16 protein-coding genes are annotated in these 19,686 nt (G+C 34.7%); 5 read left to right on the top strand and 11 right to left on the bottom strand.

The genetic code is table 11. The annotated features are described in order from the left end of the window. Window positions 1–7 precede the first annotated feature (7 nt). Both GXM16_RS07145 and GXM16_RS07140 read left to right on the top strand, forming a co-directional pair. Window positions 8–769 (top strand): LytR/AlgR family response regulator transcription factor, encoded by a 762-nt coding sequence (locus tag GXM16_RS07145; RefSeq protein WP_163393719.1) that lies wholly within the window; start codon window positions 8–10, stop codon window positions 767–769. A 45-nt stretch (window positions 770–814) separates the two neighbouring features. Continuing rightward, complete coding sequence (locus GXM16_RS07140; protein ID WP_163393718.1) at window positions 815–4,801, top strand: T9SS type A sorting domain-containing protein; 3,987 nt, start codon at window positions 815–817, stop codon at window positions 4,799–4,801. 99 nt (window positions 4,802–4,900) lie between these two features. On the opposite strand, the gene GXM16_RS07135 is transcribed toward GXM16_RS07140, so the two are convergent. Genes GXM16_RS07135 through GXM16_RS07090 form a run of 10 tightly spaced genes read right to left on the bottom strand, consistent with a single transcriptional unit; the run spans window position 4,901 to window position 15,130 of the window. Next, on the bottom strand, window positions 4,901–5,773 hold the full coding sequence (locus tag GXM16_RS07135) for a sugar phosphate isomerase/epimerase family protein (RefSeq protein WP_163393717.1): 873 nt from the start codon (window positions 5,771–5,773) through the stop codon (window positions 4,901–4,903). 18 nt (window positions 5,774–5,791) lie between these two features. Then, a complete protein-coding gene (locus GXM16_RS07130; protein ID WP_163393716.1) occupies window positions 5,792–6,682 on the bottom strand; it encodes a hydroxypyruvate isomerase family protein in 891 nt (296 codons plus the stop codon). 19 nt (window positions 6,683–6,701) lie between these two features. Then, entirely contained in the window at window positions 6,702–7,931 is a 1,230-nt protein-coding gene (locus tag GXM16_RS07125; protein WP_163393715.1) for a nucleoside permease, read from the bottom strand. Between the two features lie 47 nt (window positions 7,932–7,978). Then, window positions 7,979–8,689 carry a 3-keto-disaccharide hydrolase gene (locus tag GXM16_RS07120; protein ID WP_163393714.1) on the bottom strand — a complete coding sequence of 237 codons (711 nt, stop codon included), beginning with the start codon at window positions 8,687–8,689 and terminating at the stop codon, window positions 7,979–7,981. A gap of 29 nt (window positions 8,690–8,718) precedes the next feature. Continuing rightward, window positions 8,719–10,182 carry a Gfo/Idh/MocA family protein gene (locus GXM16_RS07115; RefSeq protein ID WP_163393713.1) on the bottom strand — a complete coding sequence of 488 codons (1,464 nt, stop codon included), beginning with the start codon at window positions 10,180–10,182 and terminating at the stop codon, window positions 8,719–8,721. Window positions 10,183–10,194: 12 nt separating this feature from the next. Next, complete coding sequence (locus GXM16_RS07110) at window positions 10,195–10,557, bottom strand: c-type cytochrome (RefSeq protein ID WP_163393712.1); 363 nt, start codon at window positions 10,555–10,557, stop codon at window positions 10,195–10,197. A gap of 20 nt (window positions 10,558–10,577) precedes the next feature. Next, a complete protein-coding gene (locus GXM16_RS07105) occupies window positions 10,578–11,630 on the bottom strand; it encodes a sugar phosphate isomerase/epimerase family protein (RefSeq protein WP_163393711.1) in 1,053 nt (350 codons plus the stop codon). A 10-nt stretch (window positions 11,631–11,640) separates the two neighbouring features. Further along, window positions 11,641–12,795, bottom strand: coding sequence for a Gfo/Idh/MocA family protein (locus GXM16_RS07100; protein WP_167519854.1), 1,155 nt, complete (start codon window positions 12,793–12,795; stop codon window positions 11,641–11,643). 20 nt (window positions 12,796–12,815) lie between these two features. After that, on the bottom strand, window positions 12,816–14,519 hold the full coding sequence (locus GXM16_RS07095) for a GMC oxidoreductase (protein ID WP_208797378.1): 1,704 nt from the start codon (window positions 14,517–14,519) through the stop codon (window positions 12,816–12,818). 47 nt (window positions 14,520–14,566) lie between these two features. Further along, entirely contained in the window at window positions 14,567–15,130 is a 564-nt protein-coding gene (locus GXM16_RS07090; RefSeq protein WP_163393710.1) for a gluconate 2-dehydrogenase subunit 3 family protein, read from the bottom strand. 499 nt (window positions 15,131–15,629) lie between these two features. On the opposite strand from GXM16_RS07090, the gene GXM16_RS07085 reads away from it, so the two are divergent. After that, window positions 15,630–16,019 (top strand): hypothetical protein, encoded by a 390-nt coding sequence (locus GXM16_RS07085; RefSeq protein WP_163393709.1) that lies wholly within the window; start codon window positions 15,630–15,632, stop codon window positions 16,017–16,019. 345 nt (window positions 16,020–16,364) lie between these two features. Here GXM16_RS07085 and GXM16_RS07080 read toward each other — a convergent pair whose 3' ends face one another. Continuing rightward, entirely contained in the window at window positions 16,365–17,459 is a 1,095-nt protein-coding gene (locus GXM16_RS07080; RefSeq protein ID WP_163393708.1) for a hypothetical protein, read from the bottom strand. Between the two features lie 409 nt (window positions 17,460–17,868). On the opposite strand from GXM16_RS07080, the gene GXM16_RS07075 reads away from it, so the two are divergent. Continuing rightward, the gene (locus tag GXM16_RS07075) at window positions 17,869–19,173 is read left to right on the top strand and encodes a phage integrase SAM-like domain-containing protein (protein ID WP_163393707.1); all 1,305 of its coding nucleotides are present in this window, start codon (window positions 17,869–17,871) and stop codon (window positions 19,171–19,173) included. A 2-nt stretch (window positions 19,174–19,175) separates the two neighbouring features. Continuing rightward, window positions 19,176–19,631 (top strand): hypothetical protein, encoded by a 456-nt coding sequence (locus GXM16_RS07070; RefSeq protein ID WP_163393706.1) that lies wholly within the window; start codon window positions 19,176–19,178, stop codon window positions 19,629–19,631. Window positions 19,632–19,686 lie beyond the last annotated feature (55 nt).

Genomic DNA, 19,686 nt, shown 5'->3' with positions numbered 1-19,686 from the left:
AAAGCCAATGATAACAGCATTACTCGTAGATGATGATAAACATTTAAGAACCGGTTTAAAAGCACTTTTAGAACGTTATACCAATGATATTTTTATTGTGGGTGAAGCCGAAAGTGTCAAAACAGGAATAGCCGCTATTGAAAAATTGCGTCCTCAGGTTATTTTTCTGGATATTCACCTCGCCGACGGTACAGGTTTTGATATTTTGGAAAATCTCTCAAAAGTAAACGGAAAACTAAAAGCACATGTTGTTTTTATTACGGCTCATGAGCAATACGCTTTAAAAGCATTTAAGTTCAGTGCTCTGGATTTTATTCTGAAACCTGTAGATCCCGAAGAGTTACAGGATACAATAGTAAAAATAAAAGAAGCGGCCGGAAAAAAGAAATCTTTTGAAAATATCGATTTACTGCTTGAAAATATTCGAAAAAAAGTAGATAATTTCAAACGTATTGCTTTATCCACCAGTGACGGTATTCATCTGTTTGAAGTCGCAGATATCATTCGTTGTGAGGCTAAAGCCAATTATACCGAGTTTTTTATAAAAAACCACAAACCGGTTCTGATTTCAAAAACATTAAAAGAATACGAAGAAATGCTTACGGAACATGGTTTTGAACGTATTCATCAATCGCATTTGATTAATCTTTCTTATTTGAAATCATATATAAAATCAGATGGCGGTTATGTAATTATGGCTGATAACAGTAACATTCCAATCGCCCAAAGCAAAAAAGAAAAACTGCAGGAACTGATCAAATCCTTATAAGATATATCTCCAACTATAAACTAATCCCCAATAAACCTTTTAATTATGCAAAGAAAAATACTTTTGTTTGTGCTGCTATTGAGCGCAATAGTAAATGCACAAAATGTTTCGATTCCGGATGCAAATTTCAAAGCCAAATTGCTGGAAGCAAATGCCACGAACTCCATAGCCCTGAATTCGGCAGGAATTTCGATCAAAATCGATTCTGATAATAATGGAGAAATTGATACAAATGAAGCTCTCGCGGTATATCAGCTGAAAGTTTCAAATTCAGGAATTCTTAATTTAACAGGGGTTGCCAGTTTTACCAATCTTAAAAATTTAGATTGCTCCAATAACATCCTTTTAAACCTGGATGTTACAGCTTTAACCAATCTGACAAACTTAAATTGTTCAGCCAATTATCTGACTGCATTCAATGTCAGTACATTAACCAATCTTGTCAATCTTTTTCTGGATCAAAACCGATTAACCAGTCTGAATGTTAGTGGTTTAAATAATCTTAAAATTTTATTCTGCAGTAATAATAAACTAACAAGTCTGAATGTCAATGGCTCAGCCGGTCTTAAAACTTTATTTTGCAGCAGCAATGAACTTACAAGTCTTGATCTTACCGGATTAACCAGTCTTGAATTATTGCTTTGTGAAACTAATAAACTCACAAATCTTAATCTAAACGGCTTAACCAATCTTAAATCATTGATTTGCAGCTATAATAATTTGGCTAATCTTAACCTAACCGGCTTAACCAATCTGGATCAACTGGAATGCACTTATAACCTGCTTACCAGTCTGGATGTTAGTACTTTATCAAAGCTTACGAAGCTGGATTGCTTTTACAATCAAATCACTAGCTTAGATTTAAGCAATACAACTCTTTTAACAGAATTAAGCTGTGGTGAAAACCATATTGCAACTTTAAATCTGAATGGTTTAAGCAATCTTAAGACTTTGAGCTGCTCTTATCTTCCTAATAATTTAGTTATCAATGGATCAAACCTTACAGCTTTGAAAACGTTTCAATATACAGGTGCCAATTCAGATCTAACCTTAAACGGTTTTCCTGCTATTGAAAGCCTGAATTTAAACTTATCCCCGGCAAGCATTACATTAAATGTATCAGGATTTAACAATCTTGCCAATATTAATATGTTTAATAATCAGACCACCAGTTTTACTGTAAACGGCTCGGGGACGACGAATATCAAATCTATCAACTGTTCAAACGGTCTATTGACAAGTTTAAATTTAAATGGCTTAAACAATCTTGCTTCACTAAACTGTAGCAACAACAAATTGACAAGCCTGAATTTAACCAATTTAACCAATCTGACTTCATTGAATTTTGGGATAAACAAAATTAGCAATATTGACTTGAGCAGTGTGCCCAATTTAAAGTATCTGGATGGGAACAATAACGTCTTGGGAAGTCTGGACATAAGCGGATTATCAAACCTGGAATATTTAGATTGTTCGAATCATATTTCAACTACTTCAATAGGAAACCAAATTACTTCTTTGGCTATAGCCGGATTAACAAAACTTAAATATTTAGACTGTTCTAACTATGGTTACAATGGTGTATTAGGAGCATTAGGAAACATAATTACTTCTTTGGATGTAAATAATTTATTGCTTCTGCAACAATTAAAATGTTCCAAAAACCGTCTTCCGAGTCTGGTTGTAAACGGCTTGACTAATCTTACTACTTTAGATTGCTCTTATAATCTCCTGACAAGTTTAGATTTGATTGGCCTGATTCAGCTGACAAATTTGAATTATGGTCACAATCAACTGTCTAATCTTAATATGATTGGTTTAGTGAATATCAAAGAATTAGATTGTTCTTACAATACGATAAGTACTTTGAATGTTTTGACGATGCCTAATCTTACAACATTGAATTGTAGTTATAACACACTTACAGCATTAGATTTAAGTGGACTAAACCAGCTTACTAAACTGCATTGTGGCAATAATTTACTAACCAGTCTTGATGTAAATACCTTTACCAATCTGACTGACTTTAGCTGTAATAATAATAAGCTAACAAATTTGGATGTCAATAATTTGGTCAATCTGAACTATTTACAATGTGGGGCTAACAAGCTTTCGAATCTTAATTTAAACGGTCTTACTAAACTTCATAGTCTTTACTGCAGCGGTAATGAACTGGTAAATCTTGATCTAAGTCCTTTAACTTCATTACTGCATTTAGGGTGCAGTGTTAATCTGCTTACTGCTCTTGATGTTAGTGCATCGACGAATCTTTTGGATATAGAATGCAGAAATAATCAGTTAACCAATATTGACATTAGTGCTTTATCAAATTTAAGAACTATTGATTGCAGGTTTAATCAGCTTACCAATCTTAATGTAAGCAATTGCCCAATGCTTAACAATGTAGCGTGTAATGGTAATCAAATTTCAACTCTCGATGTAAGTGCATTAAATAATCTATCCAGTTTGTATTGTGCTAATAATTTGCTTACTAATTTGTTTCTAAAAAATGGACGTAGTGAAACTCTTGATTTTTCCGGAAATCCGGGTCTGACTTACATTTGTGCAGATGATTCTCAAATAGCCAATGTACAATCGCAATTAAATAGTATGGGAATGACGGCAACTGTCGCTAATTCTTATTGCAGCTTCACTCCGGGCGGTCAGCACAATACATTAGTAGGAACTACTATATTTGACGGAAATAACAATGGATGTAATCTCAACGATCCTTTACACCCAAATATTAGAATTGATATAAACGACGGAACGACTACCGGCTCAGCTTTTACCAATACTGACGGAACTTCGAAATTCTACACGCAGGCAGGAAATTATAGTATTTTTCCAAACATAGAAAATGCAGGAGCTTTTAATATTTCACCGGCAGCAGCTACAATCAACTTTACAGATAATAACTATAATACGAATTATCAAAGCTTTTGTTTGTCTGCAAACGGTGTGCATCCTGATGTAGAAATTGTGATAAGTCCCATTACTCCTGCAAGACCGGGCTTTGATTCAACTTACAGAATTGTTTATAAAAACAAAGGAAATCAGGTGCTTTCAGGAAATATTAAGTTGACTTTTGATGATACAAAAATGGATTTGCTTTCGGCTACACCGGCCGTTGATACCGAAACAACGAATAATTTCGAATGGAATTACAATGGCTTGCTTCCCTTTGAAAGCCGTACCATTGATCTCGAATTTAATGTAAACAGTCCGATGGAAACTCCAGCGGTAAATAATGGCGATATCTTCAACTTTACAGTTGCCATAACACCTGTTGCCGGGGATGAATCACCTGCCGATAATACTTTTACGTATCATCAGACTGTTGTAGGTTCATTTGATCCTAATGATATTACGTGTCTCCAGGGTGAAAGCGTTTCCCCAAGTACAATCGGTGAATATTTGCATTATATTGTCAACTTTGAAAACACAGGTACTTATGAAGCTGAAAATATAGTCGTAAAAATAGCTGTTGACGAAAGCAAATATGATCTTAGTTCTTTGCAGTTATTAAATTCATCACATTCTTCGAAGACTGTTATTCACGGAAATATTGTTGAATTTGTTTTTGAAAAAATCCATTTGGCTTCTTCTTCCACTTCCAAAAAGAAAAACCCTGTTGGCGGTCATGGAAACATTTTATTTAAGATAAAAAGCGCAGATGATCTTCTTAATGGTGATCACGTAGACAAAACGGCTAATATCTTTTTTGATTACAATTTCCCAATTGAAACTAATAAGGCAGAAACCGTTTTCGAATCATTAGGAAATGATAATTTTGAAAAAGATAAGAGTATTTCAGTATATCCAAATCCAACTAAAGGAAATGTAAATATCAACTGTGATACCGTTGTGAAATATATTGAATTGTTTGATGTTCAGGGAAGACTGCTTCAAACTTCAATAGAAAATAGCAATACAACTAAATTTGATATTTCTAATAAACAAAACGGTCTTTACTTTATCAGAATTACTACTGAGAAGGGAAGCAAAGTAGAAAAATTGATTAAGGAATAAATTTAGGTAAATTATTTATTCCGCTTAAAAGCCTTTCAAGTCGTTGATTTTGAAAGGCTTTTTTATTGGTGCAATTATAAAAATTACGCGATGAGTAACTTAAATTAAATTTTTAGAAACAAAATCCCGGCTTATTTTAACAGAATCTGTTGGATTTGGAGAGTAATTTGTTTCCTGTTCCACAAAAAAGTGCTTCATGCCGGATAGTTTAGCTTGTGCGAAAATAGGTTTAAAGTCGATGCTTCCTTCGCCTATTTCGGTATTCCATTCTGCTTTGGATTTATCCATGTCTTTTACGTGCCACATCGTAAATCGCCCAGGGTTAGCTTTAAACATTTGCAAAGGATCATTTCCTGAGCGGACTACCCAGTATAAATCCAGTTCAAAATCAACTAATTTTTTATCTGTTTCCTGTAGCAAAATATCATATCCTGTTTGATTTCCATACTTTTTAAATTCAAAATCATGGTTGTGATAGGCTAATTTTAATCCTGATTGTTTGCATAAAACGGCTGCTTCATTTATTTTCTGCGCAATTCGTTTGTAACTATCTAATTCGCTTCTTAATTGTTCGTCTAAATACGGAACTGTTATGTACTCACTTCCTAATTGATTTGCGCATTCAATACAGGCTTTTAGAAAATCAGCATTGTTGTCTTTTATAAAAGAATTAAAATCATAATGTCCGCTTGGCGCTTTAAGACCATTATCAACAAGTATTTTTTTGAAATCTTTCGCAGAAGTGCCAAAAAAGCCCTTGTCAGTTGAGAATCCATACGTTTCGACTTCTTTGTAGCCTGATTTAGCCACATGTTCTAAAACGCCTTTAACATCTTTAGAAAATCCTGCTCTCAAAGTATACAGTTGAAGTCCAATATTTTTTTGCTTAGCCGAAAACGCAAGGGAAGGGGCAATTGCCAGTGCACCTAAAGCCAAACCGCTGTTAATTATAAAATCTCTTCTCTTTATCATTGTTTTTACTTTATTAAGTTAGATATCACAAATTGCAATTGCCTTTTTCAAAGAGGCTATTTTATCTTTTTGCAGCGGAATAAATTCCTGCCCTACAAATCCTGTAAAACCGGTGTCTGCAATAGCTTTCATTATAGCGCTGTAATTGAGTTCCTGTGTTTCATCAATTTCATTTCGACCCGGAACTCCGCCTGTATGATAGTGGGCAATGTATTTATGATTTTCTCTAATGGTTCTGATAACATCTCCTTCGTCAATCTGCATATGGTAAATATCATAGAGCAGTTTGAAATTTTCAGAGTTGATTCGTTTTGCCAATTCTACTCCCCAGTATGTTTTGCTGCATTGGTAATCTTTATGATTGATTTTACTGTTCAGTAATTCCATAACCAGGGTTACTTTATGTTTTTCTGCCAGTGGAATCAGTTTTTGAAGTCCAAGAATACAATTGTTCCAGCCTTCTTCGTCTGTTTTCCCTCTGGTGTTTCCGCTAAAGCATATGAGGTTTTTGTAACCGGCCTGAGCTACCAGCGGAATCATTTCGGTGTAATTTTTAATGAGTTGTTCATGAAATTTCTGATCGTTGAAACCGTCCACCAGATTTAATTCGGCACCATTACACATAGTCGAAACAAGATTGTGTTTTTTTAGTACCGGCCAGTCTTTTGGCCCAACCAGATCAATACCGGTGATTCCAATTTTTTTTGCTTCTGAACAAAGCGTTTCAATATCAAAATCATTAAAGCACCAACGCGCTACCGAATGATTAATCCTTCCTTTCAACATCGAATCTAATTTAAGTTTTTCGTCAGGCTTAGCCAAAGCTAATAAATCCGCCGGAACACCTAAGGTCACAGTTCCGGCAAGAATACCTTTTATAGCAGTCCTTCTATTAAAAGTTGTACTCATTTTTTTGTCTTAAAAATACTTAAATTTCATTTGCCAGTTTGTTTTTATCCTGAAATAAAAGAGCAAAAATCAGGAACACGGCAAAAGCGATTCCGGCAGGAATTATCCATACCATTACCCAATTGATTGCCCCTTCAACAGTTTTGTAATTATCTGTAATCCAGCCTGCAACTGCAAAGCCAATCAACATTCCGATACCATAAGTAGCTAGTGTTATCAAGCCCTGAGCAGCACTTTTGTATTTTTCGCCTGCTTTTGAATTGGTATAAATTTGTCCCGATACAAAGAAAAAGTCATAACAAATTCCGTGTAAAGCAATTCCTGTGATTAGCATAAAACTCAAATCGCCTCCATTTCCATAAGCAAATAAAACGTAGCGTATTGCCCAGGCTAGCATCCCAACAAGAATTGTTTTCTTAAATCCAAAACGGGTAAAAAATACCGGAATGAACAATAAAAACAACGCTTCGGAGATCTGACCAATAGCCATTTTTCCTGTCGGGTTTTCAACTCCGGCAGCCGTAAGGAAAGGGTGTGCATTTTGATAATAAAAAGCTAACGGAATACAAATCAGAATCGATGAAATAAAGAATATCAGGAAATTTTTATCCTTCAAAAGCTTTAAGGCATCAAGACCCATAATGTCTGCGATTTTAATTTTTCCTTGACTAACTTTTGGAGGAGTTTTCGGCAGAGTAAAACTCAACAGGCCTAAAACTAAAGCTGCAATTCCGGCCAATAGGAATGTATTTTTAAGTAGTCCGTTAGAAACAGCTTCTACAGCATCCCAATGAAACACAAAACTAATAGCTAATCCGGCCAAAATCCAGCCTATTGTACCCCAAACCCTGATGTTTGCAAATTCCTTCTCGGCATCTTTCATCTGATTGAATGCTACTGAATTTACTAAAGCCAGTGTTGGCATATATAAAACCATATAACTCAATACATATATATAGAACATTCCCACATCTGTCGACTGATACATTTGATACATTAAAAAAGCACCTGCTAAATGTAAAATCCCTAAGATTTTCTCCGCATTAAAATAACGATCTGCAATCAAACCTATGATAAAAGGAGCAATGATGGCTCCCCAGGATTGAGTAGAAAAAACTGCTGCTGTTTCTGCACCGGAAGCTTTCAGGTTGCTTCCTAAAAAAGTGCCAAGAGTAACAAACCATGCTCCCCAGATAAAAAATTCGAGAAACATCATTACAGATAATTTAATTCGGATAGTTGTATTCATATATAGTGGTTAATTCTGGTTAGAGATGTTATAAAGCTAATAATTATTTATTTACAGCCGGTTGTAGTTTCCATCGTATTCCACTCTTTAATTGAAATATTGCGGTACCATACGTTATCGCCGTGGTCCTGCAAAGCAATTTTTCCTTTTTTGAATGTTCCGAAAGCCGGCCATGCTGTGAATTTGCTTCCCGCAACCAAAGCTTTAAAATTGTCGTCCCAAAGTACTGTTTCAACAATAATAACTCCGTTCAAAACGAAAGTCAGTTTTCCGTTTTTACAAACAACTTCCGCAGTATTCCACTCTCCAACTGGCTTAACCGGTTCTGATTTGCTTTGAATTAAATCATATAAATCTCCGGCACGGTGTTTTGTTATTTTTCCGTCAGGATGACCCTCATTGTCCAATACCTGCATTTCTAAACCGGTTTCATAAGTGTTTTTATACTTTTGAGGGTTTTCATTCACATAAAAAATAATTCCGCTATTCGCTTTAGGAGCGACTTTCCATTCTAATTTTAAATGAAAGTTTTCATATTCAGCATCCGTTACTAAATCCCCTCCCTGACCATTTTTGGCTGCTTCCGGATCAAAATGCAATACGCCATCTTCAACCTTCCATCCTGCACCTGCTGTCGTTTTACCATATGAGTGCCAGCCCGTTGTGGTTTTTCCGTCAAAAATAGGTTTGAACCCTTTTTGAGCGTGTAAGGTTTGTAATAAACTGAATGCTAATACTGCTGTGATAATCTTTTTCATGGTTTTACTATTTAATTCTTTACTGTTTTCTAGAAGCTGAGGTTTTTCCAGCCATCTCGGTAATCGCGTTTTACAAATTGATTTACATCATCTACATTGGTTACTTTCCTGGCATCATTATCCCAAAGTAATTTAACAGAGCGGCCCGGATAAACATCCTCGCCTAAATATTCTTTGTGCAAGTCATAGCCCCTTACGGCAAGATTGGCCATTAATAAGGCTTCGGTTAAAGGACCTGCTATTTCAAATGGAGAGCTTAGTTCTTTTTTACCATATCCGGCAATACATCCTTCGATCCATTGTTTTTGGTGTCCGTTTGCACCATCTTTTACTCGTGGATATTTCTCCTTTATTTTTAGATTTTCATTACGGCTTAAAGGCAATAATCTCGGGTTTTCACTATAAGTATCACAAAGCATTTTCCCTTTTGTTCCAATAAATAAAGTGCCGTTTCCGCCATCACCGAAGATTTCGTTAGCACCTAATTCTTCTGGGCGTTCTGGCTGAATACCGCCATCCATCCAGTGCATTTTGATATCGCCTTTCGTTTTATTGGTTTTTGGAAAAGTTAAGGTCACATGACTTGAAGGAGGACAGCTTTCAGGGAAATAGCCTCTTCTGAATTCATCAACATACACAGAGCCAACACTGCACTGCACATCTTTGGCATATTTCAGATTCAATACTGAGAATGGTGCCTCCATCAAATGACATCCCATATCTCCTAATGCACCGGTGCCATAATCCCACCAGCCGCGCCAGTTGAAAGGTACTAACTTATCTACATAATTTTTATATGGAGCAGTACCAAGCCATAAATCCCAGTCCAGTTCCTTTGGAATTTCAGTTTTTGCTGTTGACCATGGAATTCCTTGTGGCCATACAGGTCTGTCTGTCCAGGCGTAAACCGTATGTACATCACCAATTAAACCAGCTTCGTACCATTCTTTTAAAATTCGGGTTCCATCATTGGATGATCCCTGATTTCCCATTTGCGTCACTACTTTATAACGTGCAGCCGCCTGTGTCATCATATGGGCTTCGTAGATATCATGTGCCATTGGTTTTTGCACATAAACGTGTTTGCCTAATTGCATTGCAGAAAAAGCCTGAATAGCATGATTATGATCTGGTGTTGAAACCGATACGGCGTCGAAATTTTTATGTTCTTTGTCCAGCATTTCACGCCAGTCTTTGTAAAATTTTGCTTTTGGATAAGCACTTACACTATCCGCAGCTCTTCTGGTATCAACATCACATAAGTAAGCAATATTTGCGATACCACTTCTTTCAAAAGACGCGATATCTGATCTTCCTTTCCCGCCAACACCAATACCGGCAATTGTTAATTTGTCACTGGGAGCTACAAAACCTCTTCCCATAACATGCCTGGGAATAATCATTAAGCCAGCTGTTGCTAAGACACCTTTTTTTAGAAAATCTCTACGAAGAGTAGATTCTGGTTCTGTATTTTTATTTAAATCCTGATCCATTTAGGTCTTAATTTATTTGTTCAATGATAGAATGTATATTGCAATTTTCTTTGCATCGTCTTTTTTTAATGCAGTATGAGCTGACATCGGTATTGGTCCCCAAACTCCGGAGCCTCCTTTGGTAATTTTCTCAGATATATATTTGATGTTTTTATCGTTCATTGGATATTTTTTTGCAATATCCAAATAGGATGGGCCGACTACTTTTTTATCTATTTTATGACAGGTTGCACAATCTTCTTTTTTTATTAAAGCTTCTCCTTCAGAAGGTTTGGTTTGCTCTATAGCACTATATTGTGCCGGAATCGATACATAATTTGAAAAAGAGCATAAACTGCCTAAAGTTATCATTGCAACTAAAATTTTAATTTTCATATTCTATTAATTAAACAAATTTATAATCCTAAATTTCTCCTGTTAAGCTGTGTATTGGTTTCGACGGCAGCAAAATCATCAAAAGCTTTATCGGTTACTTTGATAATGTGCTTTTTTATGAATTCGGCTCCTTCACGGGCACCGTCTTCCTGATTTTTTAAACAGCATTCCCATTCCATTACAGCCCAGCCTTTGTAATCGTATTGCGCTAATTTGCTAAAAATGGTTTTAAAATCAATCTGACCATCGCCGGGTGAACGGTAACGTCCTGCGCGATTCAGCCAGTTTTGATAACCTCCAAAAGTTCCTTGTTTTCCTGTGGGATTAAATTCGGCATCTTTAACATGGAAAGCTTTGATTCGTTCATGATAAAAATCGATATACTGAATATAATCCAGTTGCTGCAGTACAAAATGCGAAGGATCATATAGAATACAGGCGCGATGATGATTGTTTACGGCTTTTAGAAACATTTCATAAGTCTCGCCATCAAATAAATCTTCTCCCGGATGAATTTCGTAACAGACATCTACACCATTTTTATCGAATTCATTCAGTATTGGCAGCCAGCGATTGGCCAGTTCTTTGAATCCTTCTTCAATTAAACCGGGTGGACGCTGTGGCCACGGATGAAAATATTGCCACAATAAGGAACCGCTAAATGTAGCATGCGCATTCAGTCCTAAATTTTGAGAAGCTTTTGCTGCATAATGCAATTGCTGTACCGCCCATTCCTGTCTTGCTTTTGGATTGCCACGCAATGCCTGTGGAGCAAATCCATCAAAAAAGTCATCATAAGCCGGATGAACAGCAACCAGCTGACCTTGCAAATGAGTAGAGAGTTCAGATATTTTTAATCCATATGAACCAACAATTCCGGTAAGTTCATCAGCATAAGTTTTGCTTTCAGCGGCTTTTTGCAAATCAATAAACCGCGAATCCAATGTTGGAATTTGAATTCCCTTAAAATCCAGACTGGCAGCCCATTGGCAAATCCCTTCCAAAGAATTAAACGGAGCTTCATCAGATATAAACTGGGCTAAAAAAACCGCAGGTCCTTGCATTGTGGTCATTTGTTGTGATTTAAATTATAAATTCAGTCCATTTTTGAGTTGATTTTCCGGAAGCAATTACATTTTCTATAAAAGCCATTCCACGAACACCATCTGCTACTGTTGGAAAATCAAGCATTTCTGCAGATGGTTCTTTTCCTGCTAATTTTGCCTGTAAAGTCAATGCAAAATTTTTGTATAAATTTCCAAAAGCTTCAAGGTACCCTTCAGGATGTCCGCTTGGAATTCGGGTGTTAAATGCTGCAATTGGTTCTAAATACCCGTTTCCGGTACGATACAACTGAGCAGGCGCGTCCTGCCATTTTACGACTAAAGTATTCGGTTCCATTTGATGCCATTCCAGGCCGCCTTTTTCGCCATAGACTTTAATTTTTAAGCTGTTTTCTTCTCCGGCGGCAATTTGGCTGGCTACCAAAATTCCGTTGGCACCATTATCAAATTTAAGAAGTACATTTCCGTCGTCATCCAGTCTTCTGTGGGCAACAACTGTATTGATGTCGGCACAAATTTGTGTAATTTTCAATCCTGAAATATATTCTGCTAAATGCGCTGCATGAGTTCCGATGTCGCCCATACAGCCGCTGATTCCGCTTTTTGATGGGTCTGTTCTCCAGGCTGCCTGTTTGTTTCCTGCGTTTTCAAAGTCAGTGCTCAGCCAGCCTTGCGGATATTCAACCATTATTTTTCGAATAGCTCCAAAATCATTTTTAGCTACCATTTCACGAGCCTGTTTTACCATAGGATAGCCGGCGTAAGTATGTGTTAAGCAAAGATAAAGACCGGTTTCTTTTACTTTTTGTTCCAATAATTTTGCTTCCTCCAGACTCAAAGTCATGGGTTTATCCAAAACAACATGAAAGCCATTTTCTAGTGCCAGCATAGCAGGAGCAAAGTGGGCATGATTTGGGGTTACTATCGAAACAAAATCCATTCTTTTTTCTGGAGGTAATCTTGCTTCGGTTTCAATCATTTGGGAGTAAGACTCATAACATTTATCCTGTGATAAACCTAATTCTTTTCCGGATTCAAGGGATACATCAGGATTCGAACTAAAAGCACCGCAATGCAATTGAATTAATCCGTCCATGTTGGCTGCAATGCGATGAACTGCTCCAATGAAAGCATTTTTGCCACCGCCAATCATTCCCATTTTTAATTTTCTCATATTTTCAATAATCTTACTATCTAGATGTTTTTTTTCTTTAATTCTTTTACGGCATAATCACAAGCCCTGGCTGTCAAAGCCATATACGTCAATGAAGGATTTTGACAGGCGCTGGATGGCATACATGAGCCATCAGTAACAAATACATTGCTTACTTCGTGCATTTGGTTCCATTTGTTCAGTACGGATTCTTTTGGATCATTCCCCATTCGGGCTGTACCCATTTCATGGATAGTCATTCCTGGATAACATCCATTATCATAAGCTTTTACATTTTTGGCGCCAGCAGCTTCCAGCATTTCAGCAGCGTCATACATCATATCTTCGCGCATTTTTGCCTCATTCTCTTTGTATTCACAGTCAATTGCTAATACTGGCTGTCCCCATTTGTCTTTTTTAGAATGGTCGATGTATACTTTGTTTTCGTAATAAGGAAGCATTTCTCCAAAACCGCCTAATCCCATTGTCCAGGATTCAGCCGGTCTGGATAAAATTTCTTTGAAATCACCGCCAAAGTCTAATTCGGCTACTTCTTTGTGCCAATGGCCTCTGCTTGCTGCACCCTGGTAGCCGAAGCCTCTTAAGTAATCCCTTTTATCGTTATTAAAGTTTTGGTATCTTGGAATGTAAATACCATTTGCTCTTCGACCATAGGTATATTTATCCTCAAAACCTTCAACAGTTCCTTCGGCACCACATCTAAAGTGGTGATCCATTAAATTGTGCCCAAGCTGTCCGCTGCCATTACCTAAACCATTTGGATGAGCTTCAGATGTTGAATTTAGTAAAACAAATGTGGAGCCTAACGTTGATCCGTTTACAAAAACAATTTTGGCATAAAATTCCATGCTTTCATTCGTTTCGCTATCGATAACCATTACGCCTTTTGCTTTTTTAGTCTCTTTATCATAAATAATGTGATTGACAATCGAGTAGGGACGGACTGTTAATTTTTTAGTTGCCATTGCTGCCGGCAAAGTAGAGGACTGTGTGCTGAAATAAGCTCCAAAAGGACAGCCTCTGCTGCATAAGTTTCTATACTGGCAGCTGCCTCTTCCTAAATGAGGTACGGTAAGATTTGCACTACGCCCGATGGTCAATATTCTGGATTTGTTATAATGTTTTTCGATGCGATCTTTTACAGATCTTTCAACACAGTTCATTTCCATAGGAGGTAAAAACTGACCATCCGGTAAAAAAGGCCAGCCTTCATTCTGACCACTTATTCCCGCAAATTTTTCCACATAATCATACCATGGTGCAATATCTTTATAACGCATTGGCCAGTCATTTCCGTGACCATCTTTTTTATTCTCTTCAAAATTGAGATCACTGAAACGATAGCTTTGACGTCCCCACATTAAGGATTTTCCGCCAACATGAAAACCTCTGTACCAGTCAAAACGTTTGTCTTCTGTGTAAGGACATTCCAAATCATTTACCCACCAGCTTTCATTAGCTTGTTGATATGGATAATCCCTGGTTTGTACTGGATGCGTTCTCTTTTGTTCCTGCGTTAATTGTCCACAATAGGCTATTTCCCATGGCGCTTTCATTGCCGAATCATAATCTTTAATATGCTCGATATTTTTTCCGCGTTCTAACATCAGGACTTTTAAGCCTTTTTGCGTTAGTTCTTTTGCAGCCCATCCGCCGCTTATTCCTGAACCTATAACAATCGCGTCATAAGTATTTTGTTTCTTTAAATTGGTATTGATATTCACGATGTCTTTTTGATAAATTAGTAAAATAAGTTCAAAACGTTTTGACTTTAGATTGCCCAAGCTTTCTGTCCCGGGATGTAGTCTACATTTCCATCGTATTTTCCTGGTATAGGCAAATACTCTCTTGCAACAGTGCACCCAATTTCTGAAGAAAAATAGCCCAATAAAGTTAAATCTCTGGCAATTAAAAAGAATGATGGTTCTCTGTTGTTGTCTATAGTTTGTTGTTTTAATTCATTCATCAAAAGTTTTTTTTCTTGAGCATTAAGACTTAGGAATTCTTTGTTGAATTTCGTTTTGCTTAAAGCCAGCATATCTTCATAGCCTTTCTTAAAGACTTGTTGAAGATTAGGAGGGTAGCAATCTTTTATAATTAAGGGTATTAAAGTTCCAAGACCAGCAGCTTTTGCCCCTGGAGAATTTGTGGTTGTGGGCAAAATAATTTCGGCAAATTCGGCAAGAATTTCTTCGTCCGTAGCTAAAAATGAATAGGTGTAATTCTGTTCGGGATTGTATACAGTAAAACTTTCAAATAAAACCCCCATTGTTGTAGCAGAGATTGCTCCACCCATCAAATAAGCTATCTTTTTTAGTGCGTCTCTTCTTTCCATTGCAAAATATTAAAAATATGGTGTAAATATTATGGATAATTTAATTATCAATACTTTACAATAATAATAAAAAAAGAACTGTATTTTTATTTTAAAACTTAATTAATTGTATAAAATTAATAATTCTTATATAATAAAACGTTTTAGTAATTATTTTTAAAAACAAAAAGCGTGATTAGAGAAGAAGTAAGAAAAAATGTAAAATTTTAAGAGTAAAGATATTAGATAGATATAGAGAAAATATGTTATTAAGAGCTTTATTCTTACTAAAAATATCTAAATTAAATCTGGATTTGCTATTTGTAATATTAAACATAGGATTATGGAAGTAGACTAAAGCGTATCCCGCCAGAAATAGGAGAGATGGACGCGCTTGAAATACTTTGATCCTTATACTTCATATGATTTGCATTGGTTACCTTATGAAATAACAAAATGTAGAAATCTTAAAGATAGTAGAGTAAGTACAAGGGCTTTGTATGGTAATAGGAGAAACAGAATGAAATTTCCGCGTTTAAACCACAATCCAATACGATATAAAGGACAAATGGTAGGTTGTAGTGTTTTTGGTCGGAATTTAATATATAAACAAACGAATCAATTTTGGAATTCTCTTAAAGTAGGTACTGATGTTTTGTCTCTTCTCGTAAACTTGTGTTCAAAGGAATGTGAAAGTAAATTGCCAAAACCACCCGAAAATTACATTCAGTTTCCCCATAAAGGTGGTGCTGACTTGAAGCAGCCTCTTAATGAGGATGAGCTTTTTGAATTAGAAATGAGGAATCATGATGATAGTCAAAATGAAAATTTAAAAGTTATTGAGATTGCTGAAAAGCAACAGTTTTCAATATTAAAGCTGATGAGGAGGGTATGGAAAAATGTGGAATGATGATTGAGACGAAGACTTTTTAATTTTTCTTATTATTGGATTAGGCTGTTTGATTTGCAAAACGCCTGTTGCAGGTTGAACTAAGATTAATTTTAGGAGAGGTATAAAAAAACTATTTCAAGACAAAATAGGTTTTTTAAAGTGACCTTGACGGTACAGAATTCGAACCTTTTAATTGAAAATTTGAAGAAACTCACCGTATTTAAATGACTTGTTGAGAAGAGTTAAATATTTTTAAAAACTTTTCTAAGATTAGTGATTTAAGTAATCAATTAAAGAAAAATTCAATAAATCGATTAAATAAAAGTATTAATGTCGATAAAACTTAAGATCAAGTATTAATTTTCAATAATAGATAATTGTTCTGCGTGCTAGAACTGGTCTACTACCATCAAGTTTATTTAGCATTTTAATCCAGTTACCATATTCATCATTTATAAATGATAAATCTATTGTTTTTTGGATAGTTCCATATACTTCTTCTGATCTGGAAATATATCTATTATCGTCGTAATGATATTTAGTAAAATCATTACCGATTTTGTATTGACTTAGATTTCCAAAATTATCATATTCAAAAGATTGGTCATAATTACTTTCTGATTCATTAAGTTCAATAATTCTTCCTAGTTTGTCGTAGATTATTGTTTTATAATTTCGCAGTTTATGATTATCGTCATTACTAGTGTATTCGATTTTATAAATTTTGCCTTTATTGTTGACATAATATGCTGTTTTATTATATTTAGGGCTAATATACTTTGGATTGTTTAAAAAGTCTTGGTAGCTGCTGTTTTCATTTAATAAATAATGTTGCCTTTTAATTATAGAATCCTTGAAGTTTTCGTACAAACATATATATCCTATAGTCTGTTTGTCTTTTTTGTGATTGCCGTAAAAGTACTTTTTTATTAGTTTATTATCTTCAGAATATTTGTTTATTAAAAAAGATTGTACACAAATTTCTGAATTTCTGTCCATGTATGAAGTATGTGATTGTTTGATAACATTTTGGTTATTATCAAAATAAACAGAATCTATCTTTATATTTTTATTATAATGTTTACTGTATTCAATAATAGTTATTAAATTTTTAGAATAACTATAACTATGTGTACATGCACCAACGAAATCATTAATAAAAGTAATCTTTCCCTCTTTGTCAAATTCATAATGATATGCTGGGGATTTATCATCTGAAAGAGTAAAACTAACGCTTTTAACGGGCTTGTTTTTTTCTAAATCGAAGTTAATCATATCAAAAAAATGACGATTGGTTCGAAAATCATTATCTAAGTTTGAATCTGGATAATAATTACTAATAATCTCTTGAGGAGTTAGATTTGGATCATACTTTAGAATATCTGTTGGGATTTCTTGAACTTGAGCATATATTGCAAAACTAAATAATGAAAGAATTTGAAAAATATTTTGCTTCATTAATCTTTATATTTAAAATAATAATGTCTAACAAATATAGTCGAGTAGATATTGAAAAATCAAGAAGACTTAATAAATTTTGTCTTTTAGAAGCTATATTGACCTTAAGTTATACGAACCATTTATTTCAGTATTTAAGCTACTTCGCAGGATTCGCAGAAAAAAGTGCAATTTTTTCGAACCATAAAAAAACTCTAAAATCAAAAGACTTTAGAGGTTGTTTAAAAGTGGTGACCATGGAGGGGACAAAACCCCTGTTTTTCTATAAAATTAGATGTTTCAATTTGTACTATAAATAAAGGGATTGAGACTTTTTAAATTCATTATAAATCATATTAATTCGCCCAAATATATTTTCTGCTTAGCAAATGTTTAGCAAACTAATTATATTTGATTTAAATCTATAACTATGGCTACATTGAAATTTGTACTTCGCAACGAAAATAAAAATTCAAACATATATGTTCGCTATTCTATTGACAGGAAAAGACTTCTTTGGAGAAAAACAGGATTCGTAATTGATTCTGTTTTTTGGGATTCTGATAAAGAGAAAGTAAAATTAAAAGATGAAGATTCTAAGAAACTAAATCGCAAATTACGAGATCTAAAAGTATTTCTTGAAAATTCATATAATGATGGAATAAGTTCTGGAATTGAATTTACCGGAGATTGGCTTCAGCTTCAGATAGATTTATATAATAATAAAATTCCTGTTTTAGAATTAGATGTATTGACTACATATATCCAAAAATATATTGATGAAGCTCCGTATAAACAAAATTCTAAGAAAGAACTTGGATTAAGTAAGGGAAGGGTTCAGAACTTAAAGTTGTTTAAAAGTACAATTATTCGTTACGAATCCGATACTCAAAAAGGCAAGAGTATACTTGTCAGAGATGTAAATCTAAAGTTTGTTGAACAGTTTAAAATGTGGCTTTTCGGAAAAGGGTATTCAACAAACTATGTTGGTAAAAATATTGCAAATATCAGGACTATATGTCTTGATGCTTTAAAAAATGACATTGAAACTTCTCCTCAAATAAAAAACATTAAAGGTGTCTCAGAAAGTAGAGAATCGAAAGATATTGTTTTTTTAAGTGAAGAAGAGCAGGGAAAAATAGCAGACGCAATTCTTATTCGAGAAGCATTAATAAATGCAAGGAAGTGGCTTCTTTTGGGATGTTTACTAGGTCAAAGAGGAGGAGATTTGTTGAATATTACTCTCAAGAATATAAAGGAAATAGGCGGGAAGCAAATTATAGAATTGAAACAACAAAAAACAGGTAAGTTAGTTGCGATTCCATTGTTGCCTAAGGCTATTGAGATAATTGAAAGCGGTTTCCCTTATAAAATATCTTTAACTCATTTCAACGAGTACATTAAAGATGTTTGTGAAATTGCTGAGTTAGATTCTCCTACAAAAGGACGTAAAAAAGTTAAACAGGGGCAACCAAGTGTGGAGAAATTATATCCAAAGTATGAAGTCATAAGTAGCCATGTCTGCAGACGTTCGTTCGCAACTAATTTTTATGGACATATACCGACGCCTATCTTAATGAATATAACCGCCCACGGCACAGAAAGAGTATTCTTAAAATATATAGGAAAAACAACATATGATAATGCTTATCAAATGCTAGAATATTTTGATAAACTGCAACCGTCGCTAAAAACTCCTGTAATGGAAGTAGTTCGAAATTTAAATGAAAAGTAAACATGACAGAATTAAAAGATTTTTATAAAAACATCTTGAACACTTCCACATTTGAGATAATGAAGTTTATTAATGAAATAACAAATAAAGATTTATCATTACTTATTTTATTGAACTCTGAATTTAACATATTGTATTTAAAAGAGTTAGAGCAAATTAGCATATCCAATAAATCCCGAGATATTAAAACTCAAAATCTTTTTATCGAAAATCTAATAGATGAGAACTGTGACAGTTCAACACCAACTGATACAAATTCAATATTTACTGTCGATTATTATTTATCTGATGATGGATTTTTGAGTATCAAAAAAGAAGAACATAAGTTTGAATTATTAGGATTTAGAGATTACAATAGGATTAATTGTAAAATAAAAGAATTTCAAAAATGCATAAAGGCGCAAATTGAACTTCAAAAAAAACCAAAAGAGCTACTTTGCAAATTCCGGTTATATTGATCACCCCATTCCGTTTTAAAGTGAGCACCTGATTCCAGTTCAAAATGACCACCTA

Origin of the sequence: Flavobacterium limi (assembly GCF_010645075.1) — a bacterium.
GTDB classification, from domain to species: domain Bacteria; phylum Bacteroidota; class Bacteroidia; order Flavobacteriales; family Flavobacteriaceae; genus Flavobacterium; species Flavobacterium limi.
The sequence above is the reverse complement of the archived record's forward strand: the minus strand, read 5'-3'. Positions and strand labels throughout refer to the sequence as shown.

Coding starts and splice junctions, on each gene's coding strand:
- GXM16_RS07075 (WP_163393707.1), top strand. CDS start 17,869: ATGGCTACATTGAAATTTGTACTTCGCAACGAAAATAAAAATTCAAAC.
- GXM16_RS07090 (WP_163393710.1), bottom strand. CDS start 15,130: ATGGAAAGAAGAGACGCACTAAAAAAGATAGCTTATTTGATGGGTGGA.
- GXM16_RS07120 (WP_163393714.1), bottom strand. CDS start 8,689: ATGAAAAAGATTATCACAGCAGTATTAGCATTCAGTTTATTACAAACC.
- GXM16_RS07130 (WP_163393716.1), bottom strand. CDS start 6,682: ATGAGTACAACTTTTAATAGAAGGACTGCTATAAAAGGTATTCTTGCC.
- GXM16_RS07145 (WP_163393719.1), top strand. CDS start 8: ATGATAACAGCATTACTCGTAGATGATGATAAACATTTAAGAACCGGT.
- GXM16_RS07105 (WP_163393711.1), bottom strand. CDS start 11,630: ATGACCACAATGCAAGGACCTGCGGTTTTTTTAGCCCAGTTTATATCT.
- GXM16_RS07100 (WP_167519854.1), bottom strand. CDS start 12,795: ATGAGAAAATTAAAAATGGGAATGATTGGCGGTGGCAAAAATGCTTTC.
- GXM16_RS07070 (WP_163393706.1), top strand. CDS start 19,176: ATGACAGAATTAAAAGATTTTTATAAAAACATCTTGAACACTTCCACA.
- GXM16_RS07135 (WP_163393717.1), bottom strand. CDS start 5,773: ATGATAAAGAGAAGAGATTTTATAATTAACAGCGGTTTGGCTTTAGGT.
- GXM16_RS07115 (WP_163393713.1), bottom strand. CDS start 10,182: ATGGATCAGGATTTAAATAAAAATACAGAACCAGAATCTACTCTTCGT.
- GXM16_RS07110 (WP_163393712.1), bottom strand. CDS start 10,557: ATGAAAATTAAAATTTTAGTTGCAATGATAACTTTAGGCAGTTTATGC.
- GXM16_RS07125 (WP_163393715.1), bottom strand. CDS start 7,931: ATGAATACAACTATCCGAATTAAATTATCTGTAATGATGTTTCTCGAA.
- GXM16_RS07140 (WP_163393718.1), top strand. CDS start 815: ATGCAAAGAAAAATACTTTTGTTTGTGCTGCTATTGAGCGCAATAGTA.
- GXM16_RS07085 (WP_163393709.1), top strand. CDS start 15,630: ATGAAATTTCCGCGTTTAAACCACAATCCAATACGATATAAAGGACAA.
- GXM16_RS07080 (WP_163393708.1), bottom strand. CDS start 17,459: ATGAAGCAAAATATTTTTCAAATTCTTTCATTATTTAGTTTTGCAATA.